The organism is Sulfuracidifex tepidarius (genome assembly GCF_008326425.1).
In the GTDB taxonomy this organism is placed as follows: Archaea; Thermoproteota; Thermoprotei_A; order Sulfolobales; family Sulfolobaceae; genus Sulfuracidifex; species Sulfuracidifex tepidarius.
Genome location: NZ_AP018929.1, coordinates 630,249 through 648,390, shown reverse-complemented (window position 1 = coordinate 648,390; position 18,142 = coordinate 630,249). Strand labels below are relative to the sequence as shown.

Sequence of the window (18,142 nt, the reverse complement as noted above, 5' to 3'; positions counted from 1 at the left end):
TCCAAATTGATGCCATACGTTTGTAGTGATCCTTAGAGGGTTTGAAACCATTTCACTGACTTCGTTGCCCGCACTCTTACCCACGTGTTTGTAGTGATCCTTAGAGGGTTTGAAACATCTCGATCAGGGCGATCCAACGTTTCAGCCTCGGGTAGTTTGTAGTGATCCTTAGAGGGTTTGAAACAAAGGAATGGAGCAAGACGTTATAGAAGAATTACACTTGTTTGTAGTGATCCTTAGAGGGTTTGAAACTTCTTTTCCCCCTCCTCCATCATGGCAGTTAGCCACGTGTTTGTAGTGATCCTTAGAGGGTTTGAAACCAAGAGACAATTAGTATACGTAATAAACAGTTCTTCGGTTTGTAGTGATCCTTAGAGGGTTTGAAACCAAACAAGGGCTCACTCTCACGTGAATGTACGTAGGACTAGTTTGTAGTGATCCTTAGAGGGTTTGAAACGCTCTGAGACAGCGTAAGAAGAGAGAGGAACAAAGCCAGTTTGTAGTGATCCTTAGAGGGTTTGAAACGTTGTCGTATTCTTTCTATTTCTGAAACTAACTTCTGTTTGTAGTGATCCTTAGAGGGTTTGAAACATTGCGTTCTCAACTAGTTCTTTTTGCCATTTGGAGAGTTTGTAGTGATCCTTAGAGGGTTTGAAACATGAGAAATTAACGCCGGAGTGTGTAGAAGATGCAGTTTGTAGTGATCCTTAGAGGGTTTGAAACTAATCTTCAATCAGGGACGAATAAGATTCCGGTGATAGGTTTGTAGTGATCCTTAGAGGGTTTGAAACAATGTACAAGCCAGAAAAGTCTAACGGTACTTATGTTTGTAGTGATCCTTAGAGGGTTTGAAACAATGCTTTTCTCCTACTTTTTCATATGCTAACAACACGTTTGTAGTGATCCTTAGAGGGTTTGAAACAGGATGAGAACGGAGAGCTAAGGAGAGACAGGGAGGAGGTTTGTAGTGATCCTTAGAGGGTTTGAAACTTTCTGGGTCAACCAAGAACCCCTCATTGTTCACTAGTTTGTAGTGATCCTTAGAGGGTTTGAAACACTTCGTACTTTAGTTGTTACGCCAATTTTCTTCTTGTTTGTAGTGATCCTTAGAGGGTTTGAAACACCTAACTGGTCTATGTTGCCTTCGATGTCCTTTGAAATCGTTTGTAGTGATCCTTAGAGGGTTTGAAACCCATGAGGGCTTTAATCTTCTCAGCGTTACGCCCACGTTTGTAGTGATCCTTAGAGGGTTTGAAACATGAAATCATCTAGATCGTTTTTTTCTGACAATTTAGTTTGTAGTGATCCTTAGAGGGTTTGAAACCTCTGATAGCGTTTATATTATTCTCGTTTTTCTCATTTTGTTTGTAGTGATCCTTAGAGGGTTTGAAACCCTCAGAATAAAAGTCTAAAAACCTATTTCTAATACTAGTTTGTAGTGATCCTTAGAGGGTTTGAAACTACGGCACTTGAAACGGCAATTTATCCTTTAACACGGTTTGTAGTGATCCTTAGAGGGTTTGAAACGACTAAGCTGTAGAACATCCACCGCTCACTTGCCACGAGTTTGTAGTGATCCTTAGAGGGTTTGAAACACAAAGATCCTAGAAGTAACTGTGCCTGTAAAGAGGGGTTTGTAGTGATCCTTAGAGGGTTTGAAACACAGTCCTACAGCGTAAAGTATGAAAGCGAACGGCATGGTTTGTAGTGATCCTTAGAGGGTTTGAAACACTCAGGTAACAAAAATTACCTGAGTAACCATAAGACGTTTGTAGTGATCCTTAGAGGGTTTGAAACAAAGGGGTAAAAAAAGGTGTAGAAAAAGAAATTCGGTTTGTAGTGATCCTTAGAGGGTTTGAAACCTTTACCGTCTTTCTTTACTTGGGCTCTCCATGCGGGTTTGTAGTGATCCTTAGAGGGTTTGAAACGTCGCAGGGATTTCTTCTAGCGCATCTACCAGCCTAGTTTGTAGTGATCCTTAGAGGGTTTGAAACGATACGAGACCTGAGACCAAACGCATCTTTGTTCTGGTTTGTAGTGATCCTTAGAGGGTTTGAAACAATATTAGTGAATCATTTATGATTCATAGGTGAATGTTTGTAGTGATCCTTAGAGGGTTTGAAACTCTGCGTAATTTCGTCAATCCTCTGGGCCCGCTCTGTGTTTGTAGTGATCCTTAGAGGGTTTGAAACAGAATGACTTAACAAGTATTATTTGTGACAGGACTCGTTTGTAGTGATCCTTAGAGGGTTTGAAACAAGGAGTACTCTCTCATCACTGCTACCCTGATAGCCCCGGTTTGTAGTGATCCTTAGAGGGTTTGAAACTGACGATCTTCTTCTTCGGGATCTGTCCCGAAGCTTGTTTGTAGTGATCCTTAGAGGGTTTGAAACTAGAGTTCAATATTACAGGGCCCACGAATGTGTACGGTTTGTAGTGATCCTTAGAGGGTTTGAAACTTTGCTGCGGAGGCGTAGCCTGTGACGGTGCTGCTGAAGTTTGTAGTGATCCTTAGAGGGTTTGAAACTTCTCCGCTATGATTTCCCAAGCCTTCGCAAAGGAGGTTTGTAGTGATCCTTAGAGGGTTTGAAACTCATCTGCAATTCGTCAAAGTAGCGATTGGCAACATAGGTTTGTAGTGATCCTTAGAGGGTTTGAAACTGGGTTTCCTTGTGTTGCCACTTTTTTTCACCTATCGTTTGTAGTGATCCTTAGAGGGTTTGAAACCCGAACAAGTCGCACTGAGCATGCTCGGAGCTGCTGAGAGTTTGTAGTGATCCTTAGAGGGTTTGAAACGCAAAAGAGAAGGCAAAAGAGAATCAAGCCCCCGCAAAGTTTGTAGTGATCCTTAGAGGGTTTGAAACAATGATTCGGATCAAGTCAATAGTCTATTCGTAGCGGGTTTGTAGTGATCCTTAGAGGGTTTGAACTGGAAGAGGAAAGACAGTGAAAAGGAAGCGCTGTCCTGAGTGTATTCCTAGCAGGCAATATTTGCAGCTCTGAACCCGATACCGACACATACGCTGGACAAAGCCACGACTCTGAATCCAAGTCTTCGCCCGGGGAAGAGGAGGTGGTCTCTGTGGTCACTGCTATAAGGGTTACATATGCGGGCAGCTGATACTTAAAGGCCCATAGCTTGTAAATAGCCAGAAGTCAAAACCGCAACAAGGTTCCAACTTAATATAAAGACAGTTCCTCCAGCGAAAGGCAAGAGCCCTATCCACTTGTATGCATTCACTTTTAAGTAATCAAAGAGTCTGGTGAACCAATAGATCCCGCTCAGAGATAGCAACTTCACCCCAGTCAATACCATGAAGACGTTCAGGAAAGCCGTATTACCTAATATCAAGGGGTTGTAGTCACACTGCAATATCTCTAGGTGAGAAAAGAAGAGGGTCTCTGCGTAATCTATTAAATTGCCTACTATAATTATGACCCATAGAAGTTTTACCTTGTTCATGGAATTACGCCTGCTTTACGTAATAAGAGGAGTACAACTAATGAGGCTATCCCTATTATAAGAGGATAAGGCCATAACGACGCATATGATGGAGGAGGAATTATTATTGTTTCCCCTCCGGGGCCATAATAAGTAACGTTTGGAGGTAACGGTATAGGTTTGAAAATGTATGCAGGGTGGTCAATGGAAAACAGCCATAAGCCTATCCCTTCAAGGAGTATTGAGGAAAATATGACTGACAAGTTCCTTTTATTCAACCTAGGTCTTCCCCAAGAGAAATAGAGGGTTAGCAAAGCCGTAACTACTCCGGAAACGAAAACTAATAGGGAAGGGAAGATCATGGTAAAAAACCATTTTGCTTTAATAAATACTTTATGGTGATATCCAGTTCACAGCGTAGTTAAGACCGTTTATCGTGTCGTAGCTCTGTCCTTCTGATAGCTGTTTGTAGTTAAGCCCACTATAGGAAGAGGGAGTTCCTATGCTGAAGTACCAAGCGTAAGGGTATCCCCAGAGGTTCAGGAAGCTATTATGTTCATGAAATAAGGTGAGCCCAGATTCAGCATAGTATGAAGGAATTGGTGAATTACCTCCTACTCCAGTTGCTGATGAGTGGCCTGCTACAGCGTTTATATCAGTTACTGCAACTCCGCTAACATACATTGCATCCCAACCCGTATTATTGAATGGAGGAGTTGCTGTGTACGTTCCTTCTATGGCGAAGGACGGATTGACTCCGTTGCCGTCACTAAAATATCCATTAGTTTGAATGACATACTTATAGTTGCCGTAGTCATAAGTTACGGGGAAAAATATGGCAGGCTGTCCTCTCAAACCTCCTACTGCAGCGTACCCGTCTTGGCCATAATAACTCATTGACAGATATTCTTCTTGACCAGGAAAGATTAACAGTCATTCTGTAACTAGGTTTGTAGTAATCCTTAGATGGTTTGAAACAGCTGAACAGAAATTAGTTAACACTTCCTGTAAGAAAAAAAGGGTATAAATTAAAATATATTTCACTTACATAACTGATAGTTTACATAAAATCACTTAGAAGATTTAACTCTATCTAAATTTTGCGAAAAATAGTAGAGAAGTTTAAATAACATAAGTATAGAAAAGCTCTCTATGGAAGATGAATTACTAAAGAAGATGGATTCAAACTCTGCGAACAAAATTTATTGGTCTTTGACCCTCCTCGCAACGGTGGGAGGGTTCCTCTTCGGATACGACACAGCTGACATAGGAACTGCCTTGGACTTAATTCCTTACCATCTTTCAGCTTTCGCCTTAGGTTACCTAGTTGCAGGAGCGTCCCTGGGTGCAGCTATAGGTGCGATAGTAGCGGGGCCGTTGACTGACAAGTACGGTAGGAAGTCTATCCTGATAGTTGACGCTTTAATATACGCTATAGGTGCCGTGGTCTCAGCGCTCACCGTGAATGCAGACGTCCTTTTAGTGGCTAGGACGTTCATAGGGCTAGCTGTGGGAGCTGACTCCGCGATAGCCACAGCCTACATAGCGGAGTATGCGCCGAAGGATAAGAGAGGCTCCCTTGAGATGTTACAGGAGTGGATGATCACCTTTGCCCAGACAATCTCCTACATAATAGGCTTCGCGGTCCTCTTCTCCCTCCCTTCTCTAGCCTTTAACGACGACTGGAGGATCATCCTGGGACTGGCAGCTATTCCTGCCATCATAGGGCTGATATATAGGACTAAGATGCCGGAGTCGCCTAGGTGGCTTATGTTAAAGGGGAAGACGGAGAAGCTGAAGTCTACCCTCGCTTTCCTCGGCATAAGGGACGTAAACGACGACGAGATCAAGAGGATAACCGAGGAGGTCAAGAGGGACAGCAAGAGACCTGAGTTCTCCCCGGGCATAAAGAGGGCACTCCTGGTTGCGGGGCTGTGGATGATGTTCCAGCAAATAACAGGGATAAACATTCCTTTCTACTACGGCCCTAAGATATTCGCTCCGCTGTTCGGGAGTGGGTCTGGACTCAGCGGGATCACAGACGGTATCCTAGCCACCTTAGTTATCTCAGCGACTCAGACTTTGATAGTCCTGGCAGCGTTGAAGTACGTTGACAAGATAGGAAGGAGGGGGCTTGGGAAGATAGGCTACTTTGGAATGGCGTTATTCATGGTAATTGGAGGGCTCTCATTCATTTACCTGAGTGGGTTCAGTAAGATAGTAAGCCTGATAGTGGCGTTCATAGGTTTCATGATATTCTTCGGACTCGGAGTGGGCGGAATAGGGTGGACAATTCAGGGAGAGTACTTTCCGACTCACGTGAGGGGGACTATGGCTTCCATCCTAGCGTTCATAAACTGGATGTCCAACTTCGCACTTATTGAGATATTCCCGGCTTGGGACAAGGCAGTTGGGCTGGGATACGTGATGTTGACCTTTGCAGCACTCTCCTTCATAGCGTGGGCATTGTTCATGTTCATGTTGCCTGAAACTAAGGGACTAAGCGTAGAGGAAATTGCGCAGATGTTCGAGAAGGTCGGAGGGAGAGAGAAGGAAGACATTCAGGAGAGTAAGTGAAATGAAGACGAAGTAGAAACCCTCAAAGAGGGCCATGTAATTTCCTTTTTTCAATAGATCATCACTTTAATACTAAATAATGTGAGATAGATGACGGAAAAAACATGTATCACTACTTCTTTTCCCCCTTTTTTCAGTAGAGCTATGCATTTGAAAAGTGAAAGGGCTTTTCCTAGCCCCTTAGTCTCCTCTATAAACTCCGAAATTGAAAGCTAGTTAGCTTTATCTTCAATGAGTCTTTTTTTAAAACTCCTCTATCTCAGTCTGAATTATGTAGCACTTCGATTTCTCTAGATGCTGATTCCTTCGGTCTACACCGAAATTCAAATCTGACGATTAGCTAAAAGAGGGTTTCATTTCCCCAGGGGTGGATACGACTAGCCTCAGTTGAGTTCATAACTATAAGGCAGGATTTTAATCTCTCTTTTCCCTCTCTTACTTCCTCTCAAATTCATGATAATGTACATGCAATTCACGGTTCAAGGAGGTCTTTTCACATTTATAAAACATAATATACATATACTTAAATTTCACATTTAAAAAAGAAAAAGGCTTCTCAAAGTTTTATACAAACTTAGACGAGGACTGTTACTTTAAACCAAAGGCAAGTGAAAGGATTTAATCTTGACTATCTAGCTCACTGGGCTTAACTATCTTAATTCCCAAAGAGTTAGCAATAGCTACGACCCTCTCCTCATTTCTATCGTCTATAAAGGGGGTAACTACCATAACTTCAGAGACCTTTCTGCCCTTAACCTTCTCATAAAATTCCCTTTTCTTACTTATTTGCACTAACTCGCCCCTCTTCAATGAGGCATTCAGCTCTACTAAGATTACCTTACCGTCATTTACGACAACATCGATCTCTACCTCCGAAGGATAACCGTAAACAAAGCCTTCCTTATCGAAGGTGATCTCCCTGTCGACCTTCCAGCCGACATCGGCTAGCAACTCAACAATACCTTGTCTGAAGACGTCCTCCGCTGTAATCCCCCACCTAGCCCCAAGAGCACTAATCGTGACCTCTAACCTCTTAATATCCTTTTTCGTGGCAATGTTCTTTATGTCGTCCTTCGTGGCAATGTTCTTTATGTCGTCCTTCGTGGCAATGTTCTTTATGTCGTCCTTCGTGGCAATGTTCTTTATGTCGTCCTTCGTGGCAATGTTCTTTATGTCGTCCTTCGTGGCCATTACTCTCTTTATTTCCTCTAGTTCCTCTTTTGTAGCCAAATCCTTGAGGTCATCCTTTGTAGCTAAATTCTGCCAAGGCATAAGCTTCGCGAGGGCTTGGTAGAGAATTTCAGGCCTAGATGTCAATACATCTGCTATGATAGAGGGATTTTCCGTCAATATCTTTTTGATCTCGTCAGCCAGAGACATCCTTATATACATCTCGAATTAGTAAAATAAAAAGCTAGTTAGATAAGGTGTTTTGCATAACGTTTCAATTCTTTCAGGTGTTAAGTCCCATGATAACATTAACTCCCTAGATCAAATGTTTACCTAAAAGAGAGTTTGACGTTAACCTTAGTAGAATTGAACTATTCCAGAAAAAGGCAAGAAGAAGTATTTTTAATCTTTATAAGTTTTTCTCTGACTTTGCATATTAGCGTTTTAAGTCGTCAACTACTTCTAAGACCAAACTCGATTCTTTAGGTTTTTAACTGATACTCTCTTAATTACTCCTTTAATTACACTTCACTATCTTCACTTCATTGCACTTTTCATGAAAACATCAAAGGATGACCTTGCACTTCCTGATCGTTCTGCCAACCACGAAGTTCCCGTAAGGGAGATCCAAGACAGCGTGGTATTTCCTGACCTCGTTGCTCCACCTCTCTATCTCCTCATAGACGTTTACCTCGTCATAAGTCACGCAGAACGCTATCGACACTCCCATCAACACGGATCCTAAAGTCAAGTTGTCCTTAAACTCCTCCCTGGTCATAACGGTAGTGTCCACACTAACCCCTGTGTCTTTCACGAACCTCAACCTCTCCTCACTGAAGTTGGCTCCTTTGCTTCGTCCCTTACCAGGATCAGCACGTCTAGGTCTGAACCCTCCCTGTGCTTCCCTATGACCCTGCTACCAAAGAACACTATTGCCAGGACCGTGTCCTTCTTCAGGAGGGAGGTGGCTTTCCTAAATAACTTCATGTTTTCTAAGGTAATCCTCTGCGACCCTGATCACCTAGTCAGAGTACCTTATCCCTTCCCTGCACATCTCCTCGGTCACGAAGTCCTCAGGCGTGGTCACAGTGTCTGCGTTGAAGAACGGGTACTGGGAGATGTCCCAGGCCCCACTGAGGTAGTCCAAAGCGTTCAGGACCACGTCGAGCTCCTCTCCTAGGTCTTGTAGGTTGCTGGAAGCGTCAGCTATGACGTCATGTTCTTTTCGGTATATCAGTTTTAGCTCTAACATCGCCTTTACGCTCTTTTCAACAGACTGTTGCGAGTAAAAGAAGCACTCTGGGAAGTCTCTAATTTCCAATGCCCTTTTAGCCCTCTCGTTGTCCCTCCTAGCGACTCTGTAGAACCCTTTGGCGAATTCTCTGAATTTGGGGGGATCAATGCTAGTTAAGTAAGCTAGATGACATGAAATTATAAACCTTGTGACATGCTGGGTCTGGGACATAGGACTAGCGGTCCAAATGATAGTAGTATTTGACCTCTTCAAGTCTTATACTTCTTCAGGCCTTAAAGGACAAGATTTATTTCAGGTCTACACGGGACTTGAGGCCTTAAATCAAGACACTAAGAGGAAGCCCTCTTGCTTTTTAGAGTCTGATGAGGTATAAACTTTGGACTGATGGAGCAGTGTTGACCCTCCTCCCTAACACTCTCCCCGCGTCGTTCATGCACTCTCTAATATGCAGGTAGCTTTTATCGGAAAACCTGCAGAGTTACATGACCTTAAAATGATTTAATACTGACGTGATGGAGATTAGATAGTTATAGTTAAGCTATAGGTGGGAAAAAATCTCCTCACCGTAAAATGAGAAATTTATTTCAGGACATAAGACGAAAAATTTTGACAGCAGGAGTTCCCGTTTTGCCACACAGGAATTGAAAAAAGAAGAAAACCTCGTTTGTATTAATGCAAACTCCCTTGAAGGGGCATTCTAGTCGAGCTTCCCCATCTCCTTCGCTATCTTCACTGCCTTCAAAGCACTGACCTCCTTGTCCTTTACCTCCAGCATGACGTCCACGTCTTCCACCACGCTGAGGAAGTCCCTGAAGTGGGGTTCTGACAAAGTGTGCGCGTGGACACCCCTCCTCTCTCCAGGCTCCTGGGAGCTGTAGTCCATCATGGGTGTACCCTTCTATGTGACTCTCACCTCCTTCAGCACTTCCTCCAACCTCTCACCGTCGTTGTTTAGGGAGTGGTGGAGGTTGTCCAGGACTACCGGAGTCCCCGTCCTTCCCCATACCTCCAAGCAGTCCTTCACCTTGTAAACTCTATCGTCGTTCTCTGCCACCAACCTGCTCTTCACGTTCTCAGGCAACAGTGAGAAGTTCTCCATAAACCTCTCGGTCCCTCCCTCCTTTCCTCCCTTTGAGCTACCCACGTGTATCTGTACATTACCTTCTACGCCCATTAAGTCCAACAAGTCGGCGTGGTACCTGAGCTCCTCTATGGAGCTCTTCACCACTTCCTCTCTCTCAGAGTTAAGGACAGTGTACTGACCCGGGTGCATTGATACCCTGATTGAGTTTTCCCTTATCACGTCCCCTACCTCCCCCAAGAGTCCCCTCATCTCCTCCCTCCAATTGAAGGTCATCTTAGGGTGGGAAGCGAAGGGTATAGTGTTGGAGCTTATCCTGAAGAAGAAGATGTCGTGTTCCACGTTCCACTCTAAGGTCCTCTTCAAGCACTCCAAGTTGTTTGTGGCTACCTCCTTAACTCTCTCCAGATGGTCAAGCCTCACAGTCGAGTCAGACTTGCACAGTGAACGGTTTGTAGACACGTAGCCTATCTTCAGATTGACAAGGAGGAGACGTCGAAAATAAATGTGAGTTCCAGGGTGTGAAAGAGCGAACACAACTCAGGTCCAAGCCTCACCTCCAAATTGCAGGGACGTGCTTCACAGACTTCTCGAACGTCGGTCAGCGTGAAACTTTATTTCAGCTAAACGCTTAATCAGGATTCTGTGTAAACGTGGGCTCATGTAAGTGAAATAGCACGCAAGCCGTTTAAAGGAGGTACATGTGTATGTTTATATATACGTACTACATATACTTCATCAGACTTTAAAGAGCGAGGCATCTTCACTCAGGCGTAACGTCTGAGGTTAACTGTACTTCCTCACATTGTTACGCCATTAGCTCTCCTAGACGCAGGACGTAGGGACCTCTTTGTGTCTCACGTTAATGTCTCGAACCACCTGACCTGAAACGCAAATCTCGTCTTTTAAGGCCTGACGAAGTACAATTTTAGTTTTAAATATTGTTATATCAGTTCTGGAAGAGAAATATACGTGTCGAATGTTTCTTCCAACCTAGAGAACTCTCTTCACCTCGTTTAAGTAGACAAGGTCCATTAATCGAGAATGAAAAAACGTGAGGAGCTTAAAGAAAGCGATAAAGAAAAAGGAAGGGGGGTTCTCCTTTATCTCTTTATGATATTTACAATATTTCTAATCATCACTGGACATTCACTTTAACGTCCAAGTTCTGCCCGTTAGACAAGGTGAGCCTTATCGTGTATGGGCCTTGTGTCAATCCGCTCACGTTGCCGAAATTCACCATGACGTTATTGTTCCCCGGGTTAAGCGTGTTAGGAGTCACTGAGTTAGTGTAGTACTGTGTGCCCAAAAGAGAAGCAGAGTAGATCATGAGCTGTTGGCTGGAATATACCGTGAAAGTGGCGACTCCGTCCTTTAGGGTTCCAACCCCCACCTGGTATAGCTGGGACTGTCCTGACTGCGGAGTGTACCCGTAAGTCCCGACGTTTTTCTGTACTTCCCCTAGTCCTACATATACCATGATGAGGCCGATGAACCCCAGTATGAGGGTAGCTACGAGTATTCCTCCTATCTTAGTTAAGCCGTTGTTGTATTGCGACCCCACGCTGTACAAACCTATCCCGAATAACACATACCCTACGAATGCTACTATTCCTGCTATCGGAAGCAAGAATATCCCTATCAAGACTACTGTAAGGATTGCGCCCAACACTTCTAGGATTAAACCGACAAAGACCAAGGTTACCCCCGTCGAGCCTATCCCCACCGGCTTCCCTGACTGGACGAGCAGAGAAAATCCTTCTCTTATCCTCAGTAGGCCAAGTATTCCGAGGACAATGGCTATTATAGATAGGACGATAGGTCCGACGACAGTGACTGCTAGAGCTATCGATAACAAGGAAAGAAGCGGAATTATAATGAAGAATAGGGTTCCCCTCCTCAACTTCTCAATTCCGTCTATCTCTAGTGATGGATTTGGATTATAAGACATCTCTATCTATAATATTTAGAAAATTCGAAGATAAAAGCTTATCTATATATATATTTAAAAGAAACTCATCAGCTTGATAGATCACCTTAAATCATTTCGCTCGAGTAATACAGTATATATATATATAAAGTAATACAGTATATATATATAAATAAATAAATAAAAAAAGAGAATGTTTTTTATTAACTAATTCTGCTTATCTAGGTCGGGTTATGATTTCCGTCTCCCCACTAGGTCGGGGCGTTGTGCGATATCTAGCGTATAACCTGACTAAGCACAGAGTCCTTAACCTAACTGGATTGTCTTTGTCCTCATTGACTTACCTTTTTAATAGCTGAGAAGAGTGGCCTGACGATATACCTCAACCTGATCATTTCTCTGCCTAACCTGATATCCATTCTCATGAACCCACGGGTCGAGTGGTACTGTATGGTTCACTCTACTCGCGTGGTTCTTAGGTAGACGGCCACGTCTATTTCATCTTATCTCGTTAAAGCAGTATGATATAGTCGTCAACTGGTCGTGTGCCTCATATTGGAGTTCCCTGACTGTTTCCCACAATTGACCTCATCTGCTTCGTGGTCACGTCAACTTTGACCGTCCTAGACTCGTCTACTTCATCACTACTTAACCTTGAGGAAGCAGGAACCCTCTTCTTCCCGACCCCGCGACAACGCATTACTATTCCGTAACGCCTATCCTCGTGCCTTCGGCTAGACCTCTATCTCGTCCTCAGATATCTGTCCATGCACTTCACTCCCTTCTTCACCATGAAGTAGCCTGATGATTCGATGATCTTAGTCCTCTCAAACGCTACGAGGAGTCCCCAGACGTGAAGGTAGGAAGGTGTATAACTGACTCGGTTTTATACTTCGTCTTAGCATGTCCATCTCGTGATGATCCCACCAGTGTAAACACGTGAAGGAAACATAGGATTCACTCAGTCACCATGTCCACTTGTACTTGCTTCTCAAGGAAGCATTTCCGTCTTATTCTAATATTTTTACTACATCTTGTTGAATAAGATGAGCGCAAGAGAACACTCCTCCGGTCATGAGTGCTTCCCTTCTTCATAAATATTATCACATTGCCTTCAGCTATAATTTTTGTGTAGTTAGAGATCCACAATGTCTCACTTTGGAAAAAGTATTTAACCTAACTATCTGCAAAAAACTAATGATCCAAGGTGAAAATGTAGGTATATCTCCTCACTGTTTCAAAGTTATGGATCGTGAGTGGACGCATGTGGTTGGAAAGTGTGAGGTTTTAGCGACAGTGAACGTTACAGGAGATATACTTTGCTTGAAACAGTTTTCAACCCAAGGAAGGCGGTTCAGCTGAAGGTGTAACGTGATGGCGGTAGGCATAAGACTCCCTTGTGTAGCTACAGTAGTGTCGCGGATATGTATTGTGGAGGAGATCTCAGCCTGCATTTTACGTTAGGACGTGGGCATGAAGAGCGTCGAGGCAATGACATTAACACGTCTCTATCTGGTGGATGGTTGAGAGGACCGGGGAAACGAAGGAGCTCGGGAAGAGATTTGACAACATAGGTTACATGAAAAAATGAGGAGATTGACGTTCGAATTCAAGAGGAGTCTCCTGAGGGTCTCCACTCTCCTCCTCTTGGTTCTCTTCGCTATAGTTGGAGTCGGAATGGGTTATTACACAGCCCAGTACGTCGGCTCCCAAGTGGATTACAAGTACTCCGTGATAGGCTTCTCTCAGGTCCAAGGAGACCACGTTAACCTCGTTGTCATGGCCATACGACCGAACGGAGACCCGGCCCCAGACGTGGAGATTTCAGCGGTGAACTTCAACGGGAGCGAGATAACCTCAGGAACACCAACTCGTCCGGGGAGGTGTCTCTGAGCTTCACGTATAAGGAAATGGGATACACATTGGTAATTCACCAGGAGGGCGACCAAAACGTCGATGCGACTCTACTAGGAAATGTGATTTTCTATTATTCATCACCGTACACGAATGTACCTTCTCTTCACATAAGCACAAGTCCATCTCCCTCATTTCTCGTGTCTAATTACTTCTCTAACGGGAGCGTAAAGCTTTACGTTTCAACTTTGCACCAAGCTTCGCTGAGTTATGACGTGACTAACTACGTACACTCTGAGCAAGGAGAAACCTCGTCTCTCGAGACTCTCATGGGTAACCAGAGCGAGGGTATCAAATCATACATAATAAAAGTGAAAGACCACACTTCAACCCTCGTCTTTCATTTCTTATCTAAATCACCTCATGTAGACAACTCAATCACTTCAGAGACGAGTGAGAACGTCACATCTGGATTAACGATCTCTATAGACGAGCTAAGAGAGTTCGAGGACTTGTCATATTCCTAGCTGGTGCCCTTCCTCATGGTCGTCATTTACTTGGTCTATTCCCTCTTAGCTAAGCCGAAAGGGACGGGAGCCCTCGAGTTCCTTCTCTCAAAACCCGTCACTAGGGAGGAGATATTCGTCAACAAGTTCTTGAGCGGAGCCATGATCGTTTTTATCCTCTCAGGCGTCTTTCTGATCACGTCCTCTCTCACTTTGGTCTTCCTCACCGGGACCTCCATGGAGCTCACGCCCACCCTTTTCATGTTCCTTGGGCTCTCGTTATCTCTTTTAGCTTATTACTCCCTGTTATTCCTGATAGGGAGTTCCGTAAAGAGCTCAGCGGTCTTCCTGGGAATATCTATCTCCGCATTCATATTCTTCTTCATAGAACCAGTGCTGTTCTTCATCCTACCTAATACGATACATGTAAGTAAGAACGAATACTACCTCGAGTTCTACGCTCCTTTAGCCTTCATGGAGCACTACGCTAAGGAGTTCCTTTCCCCAACTGTTCCCGTCTTTTACTACAGTGCCCCACTGGAAGTGGTAGACGTACTCTTTTGGATATTCGTACCGTTTGCGATAGGATATATCATCTTTACTCAGTTAATAAAAAAGAGGAGGCTGATGAGCAACAAATAATAGTGACATCTTATATTTATTTTTAATTATTTAACTTATTAAGAAGGATATATATATTTTTATATATATACACACATAAAAAATAATAATCTTATCTAAAATATTGTCACATCACTTCCAGAGAATGTACGTTACATTTTATCTAATACAGTAATGTTTTTCAAATGTTTTGGTAGCTAAGGTCTCTGGAAGGAAAAAGGAAAGAGCCGATGATGGCTATTCAGGTTCCCATTGAGAATTGTAATTATAGCAAAGATAGATCAAATAAATTCATTGTATTTCGTTCTTAAAAGACAAGATTAAATTTCAGGTCTGCAGATGATTCTTGATCTTAACGGTGGCACTAAGAGACCCCTACGCTCCATGTCTGGAGCAAATGACCTAACGCTTCGTGAAGGGATGCGGCTAGCCTCATACCTCAATACTGAATGGGGCCCCCTTGATCTTTAAAGTCTGAACAAGCGTAACGTGGGATAGAAATTGGTTTAAAGGAACTGAAGTGTTACACAAGACATCCTAAAACTTAATAGAAAAGTCTACTAACCTTCTCTTATGGAGGAGTACAAGAAGTGGATGGTTCAGGCTAAAGAGGACTTAAAGACAGCCGAAATCCTCCATGAAAACGGTAGGTATTATGCTTCTGTGTTCTTTTGCCACCAGAGCGTGGAAAAAGGACTTAAGGCCTTACTAATCAAGGGACGAAAAGACCCTGGTAAGACACACTCGCTCTCGGATTTGCTCGAGATGATAGAAACGGACTTAGGTATTCAAGTTCCGACTCGTGTGGAGAAGGCCGTGAACCAGATTTTACCGCACTATACACTGAGCAGGTATCCCGACGTGTCAGACTCTCTTCCTTCTAGGATATATGACGTGGAGACCAGCGAGCGTATCATGAGGAGTTGTAAGGAGGTGTTAGAATGGTTAAATCAAAGTCTGCAATAGAGAGTCAGAAGAGAATGGAGGAACTCGTCAGGGACACGGTTTACCGGTTGAATGAGAGATTTCCCCTCAGGGAAGTGTACGTGTTCGGATCTAGGGCTAGGGGTGATTACAAGGACACAAGCGACATAGACCTTATTTTCGTCGTAGACGGGATGAAAGACGTAGGAATAATTGAAAGGATGGAGGCAATATCTCCTTTCATAAGGGGGGACGTAGACTTCGTGGTCATATCTCCTGAGGAGAAGGAAGGACACAAGCTCATGAAGGGGGCAAGGAAAGTCTGGGGAAGAGGAGAAGGTTTCCTCGGCTTGCCGGTGGACCGTTCTGACTAGTTCGAGATGGAGGACCAATAACCGGAACTTGCAATTTAACTTAACGGGGGTTGAGGGGGCGGAAGACCCCTTCCGTCAGGGAGGGGATAGCCCCCTTATAGAAACGTTTTTATACTAAAAATCGCGCTATCTCCCAGACCTCGGCTGTAAGAGCTAGGTCCTACCCTCGGGACTGGGGGAACTTACGCTTGTGGAGAGGAACCCTCCGTAACCCCTCTTCCACACGGTGCATCAGAGAACGGTTCCGTTCGATGGAACCTCCGCTGTGGATGAAGGGGGATCGAGGTTCCTCTGAGAAGCAGGAAATCTCCATCGTGAGGTGGGGATGCCCCGTCCGTAAGGGCGGGGTAGTTCACGCCTTCTCCCTGTAGATGCGTCAGTGATCATCGAGCTCGTCCCTAGGGAGACGTAAACGTCACGGGGATAACTACTTTTCCCTGCTTACTTTTTAGGAAGGTGAATGATGAGGGTCAAGGAGGACATGTTTGGCTTCTATCGGAAAACCCTTGTAGAGTTACGCGACCTTAAAAACAACTTAATAGTGACGTGATAGAGATTAAATAATTAGCTATAGGTTCGAAGATCTCCTCAATACAAAATAGATAAAATTTGCTTTTTATGACTCTACAAGATGAAAACATTTATGCCTCAGGAATTCCCGTAAACTGATACACGTTTTTCCGCTAGTCCTGATAGATGAGGCGCTATATATGGCGCAGATATAGAGAAAGTATTTCTCCATTTATAGGAGAACAAGAAAAGGAAAAAATAAATGAATAAGAGAGACAGAAAGATATAGAAAAAGGGAAGGGTCGCCATATCTAAGGAAAATCTTCTCTATAACCACCGAGCTATCACAAGAGCGACCAACTGCATCACCCCAACAACTGCTAACCCTACCAACGGCAAGGAGAGGAACACAGAGGTGAGATAAGAAGGGATCAACGCTACGCCCAAGTTACTCACGACGCTGTACATGGAAGTGGCGAACCCGCTGAGGGTAGGGTACTTCACGTACTTGACCACAGAAGACAAAGCTAACGACCAGAGGGCGTTGCCGAAGAACCCGTAAAGGAAGTAGGACGCTCCCAACACCACGCTCTCAGGTGCGAAAAGGAGTGAATAGCTTATAACGACAGCGAACACGAACGCTAGGGTCGCGCTGAGCATAGTCCCGCCCCTCACTAGCCCCTTCACTTCGAAGACAGGAAGGAGCACGGCAGCCCCTAGTCCGGACCCCACGAAGGAGAGGCCTCCCAGTAGACCCCCGAGGGAGACAGCGTTGGTCACATGGTGTACACTTAAGAGAGCAGACGCAACTCCGCCGAAGAACACGGAGAACGTAGCTATCACCAAACCAACGTACCAGTTCCTCACCATTGGAGGAGAGAACGATCCCTTCAAGTTCCTAGTGTAGTTCTTAGGGTAGTCCCCTGTGAACGCTAAAACTAGCGCCAGGGAGATCAGAGACAGCACAGCTGCTGACCCTAGATCTCCCTGTATCCCGAAGGCTAGAAGCAAAGGAGAGATGAAGCTCCCCGCTCCCATGCCTATGAAGAGGACCCCCACGCTCAATCCCGTCACAGACCTCTGGTTCTTGAAGGAGGACGCCACAGCCCCTACGGGAGCTATCGCTAGGGGGTAACCCACCGCCGCCAACGTCTGCGTGATGAAGAACGGGAGGAAGTCGTGGAGGAAGAATATTCTCAAGGTAAGCCCTACAAAAGTGAAGACAGAAGACGCTATGAGTACGTCCCTCACTGTGAATCTTGCTGATATGTAACCCGCTAACAGTCCCACTAAGACCACTGAGTAACCGTACAGTGAGATGAGAAGGATAACTGAGGGAACGCTCACGTGGAAGTCGGCTGACAGGATAGGTACTAAAGGAGAGATCAAAAACCAGCCGAAACCTATCGTGAAGAGGAGAACCAAGTAAGGGAAAAGTTTTGTCATGGAGGAGAAAGAAGGAACTTATCTTTAAAGTTTAGTGTTGGCTCCATGTTCATAAGGAGATAGAGGATATACCAACTAGAAGATCTTCTTCCCATTTATTATATTATAATTTTTGTATAAAATTTTGTATACGTGTATTTTGCTCTCTAAACTTAAGACCATAAGATAGTGTATTTTTTTATTTCAAGAAAAATAAAGAGAGAGCGATTCCGTTTTTCTTCATTCTTGGTTCTAGGCGGAAATCTATTGGAGAGATTAAAAATTATTGATTTATTGCTCTTTAACTTTAAAATTACATTATCTTCCAAAATTCATTAAGACCGTCCTGCTTAACGTAGAGAGGAATCAAGGAGTTAGTCTCTCAGAGTACTAGTTATTTGTATATAAGTGTGAGGTCATTTCACTGAGTCTTTGCGTACCAATGGCCAAAGTCCTCTATTTTTCTGTAAACT

Annotated in this window: 16 protein-coding genes, 1 pseudogene and 1 CRISPR repeat array (1 of these 18 running past the window's edge); of the genes and pseudogenes, 6 read left to right on the top strand and 11 right to left on the bottom strand. The window is 44.1% G+C overall.

The window, feature by feature from the left end; genetic code table 11:
- Positions 1-2,931: a CRISPR direct-repeat array (repeat unit 30 nt; unit sequence GTTTGTAGTGATCCTTAGAGGGTTTGAAAC) (it extends 2,906 nt beyond the left edge of the window).
- A 193-nt stretch (positions 2,932-3,124) separates the two neighbouring features.
- Genes IC007_RS02925 through IC007_RS13710 form a run of 3 tightly spaced genes read right to left on the bottom strand, consistent with a single transcriptional unit; the run spans position 3,125 to position 4,339 of the window.
- Positions 3,125-3,463: a hypothetical protein gene (locus tag IC007_RS02925; protein ID WP_054846739.1), complete on the bottom strand. Its 339-nt coding sequence runs from the start codon at positions 3,461-3,463 to the stop codon at positions 3,125-3,127.
- On the bottom strand, positions 3,460-3,804 hold the full coding sequence (locus tag IC007_RS02920; protein WP_149528332.1) for a hypothetical protein: 345 nt from the start codon (positions 3,802-3,804) through the stop codon (positions 3,460-3,462). Before IC007_RS02920 ends, IC007_RS02925 begins: the two co-directional genes overlap by 4 nt.
- A 31-nt stretch (positions 3,805-3,835) precedes the next feature.
- Positions 3,836-4,339, bottom strand: a complete 504-nt coding sequence (locus IC007_RS13710; protein ID WP_232048995.1) for a hypothetical protein — start codon at positions 4,337-4,339, stop codon at positions 3,836-3,838.
- Between the two features lie 234 nt (positions 4,340-4,573).
- Here IC007_RS13710 and IC007_RS02910 point away from each other — a divergent pair, with 234 nt between their 5' ends.
- Positions 4,574-6,019, top strand: a complete 1,446-nt coding sequence (locus IC007_RS02910) for a sugar porter family MFS transporter (RefSeq protein ID WP_306308661.1) — start codon at positions 4,574-4,576, stop codon at positions 6,017-6,019.
- 618 nt (positions 6,020-6,637) lie between these two features.
- On the opposite strand, the gene IC007_RS02905 is transcribed toward IC007_RS02910, so the two are convergent.
- The 7 genes and pseudogenes from IC007_RS02905 to IC007_RS13230 form a co-directional block, all read right to left on the bottom strand.
- Entirely contained in the window at positions 6,638-7,399 is a 762-nt protein-coding gene (locus IC007_RS02905) for a PD-(D/E)XK nuclease family protein (protein WP_149528331.1), read from the bottom strand.
- 355 nt (positions 7,400-7,754) lie between these two features.
- Positions 7,755-8,176 (bottom strand): annotated as a pseudogene (locus IC007_RS14110) (nucleotidyltransferase domain-containing protein).
- Positions 8,177-8,210: 34 nt separating this feature from the next.
- Complete coding sequence (locus IC007_RS02895; RefSeq protein WP_054846751.1) at positions 8,211-8,591, bottom strand: HEPN domain-containing protein; 381 nt, start codon at positions 8,589-8,591, stop codon at positions 8,211-8,213.
- A gap of 550 nt (positions 8,592-9,141) precedes the next feature.
- Positions 9,142-9,330 carry a hypothetical protein gene (locus tag IC007_RS13695; RefSeq protein WP_232048991.1) on the bottom strand — a complete coding sequence of 63 codons (189 nt, stop codon included), beginning with the start codon at positions 9,328-9,330 and terminating at the stop codon, positions 9,142-9,144.
- Positions 9,331-9,342: 12 nt separating this feature from the next.
- Positions 9,343-10,062, bottom strand: coding sequence for a UV DNA damage repair endonuclease UvsE (gene uvsE, locus IC007_RS02890; RefSeq protein ID WP_232048990.1), 720 nt, complete (start codon positions 10,060-10,062; stop codon positions 9,343-9,345).
- Positions 10,063-10,663: 601 nt separating this feature from the next.
- Complete coding sequence (locus IC007_RS02885) at positions 10,664-11,476, bottom strand: DUF973 family protein (protein ID WP_149528330.1); 813 nt, start codon at positions 11,474-11,476, stop codon at positions 10,664-10,666.
- A gap of 529 nt (positions 11,477-12,005) precedes the next feature.
- On the bottom strand, positions 12,006-12,155 hold the full coding sequence (locus IC007_RS13230; protein ID WP_156303853.1) for a hypothetical protein: 150 nt from the start codon (positions 12,153-12,155) through the stop codon (positions 12,006-12,008).
- An 896-nt stretch (positions 12,156-13,051) separates the two neighbouring features.
- Here IC007_RS13230 and IC007_RS02880 point away from each other — a divergent pair.
- From IC007_RS02880 to IC007_RS02860, 5 genes are all read left to right on the top strand, one after another.
- Positions 13,052-13,348 carry a hypothetical protein gene (locus tag IC007_RS02880; protein ID WP_149528329.1) on the top strand — a complete coding sequence of 99 codons (297 nt, stop codon included), beginning with the start codon at positions 13,052-13,054 and terminating at the stop codon, positions 13,346-13,348.
- Complete coding sequence (locus tag IC007_RS02875; RefSeq protein WP_054846745.1) at positions 13,339-13,836, top strand: hypothetical protein; 498 nt, start codon at positions 13,339-13,341, stop codon at positions 13,834-13,836. Before IC007_RS02880 ends, IC007_RS02875 begins: the two co-directional genes overlap by 10 nt.
- A 15-nt stretch (positions 13,837-13,851) precedes the next feature.
- Positions 13,852-14,457, top strand: coding sequence for an ABC transporter permease subunit (locus tag IC007_RS02870; protein ID WP_149528328.1), 606 nt, complete (start codon positions 13,852-13,854; stop codon positions 14,455-14,457).
- A gap of 552 nt (positions 14,458-15,009) precedes the next feature.
- On the top strand, positions 15,010-15,402 hold the full coding sequence (locus IC007_RS02865) for a HEPN domain-containing protein (RefSeq protein WP_054846747.1): 393 nt from the start codon (positions 15,010-15,012) through the stop codon (positions 15,400-15,402).
- A complete protein-coding gene (locus tag IC007_RS02860) occupies positions 15,378-15,734 on the top strand; it encodes a nucleotidyltransferase domain-containing protein (RefSeq protein WP_054846748.1) in 357 nt (118 codons plus the stop codon). The genes IC007_RS02865 and IC007_RS02860 overlap by 25 nt, the downstream gene beginning before the upstream one ends.
- Positions 15,735-16,571: 837 nt before the next feature.
- On the opposite strand, the gene IC007_RS02855 is transcribed toward IC007_RS02860, so the two are convergent.
- Positions 16,572-17,690 (bottom strand): MFS transporter, encoded by a 1,119-nt coding sequence (locus IC007_RS02855; protein ID WP_149528327.1) that lies wholly within the window; start codon positions 17,688-17,690, stop codon positions 16,572-16,574.
- Between the last annotated feature and the right edge of the window lie 452 nt (positions 17,691-18,142).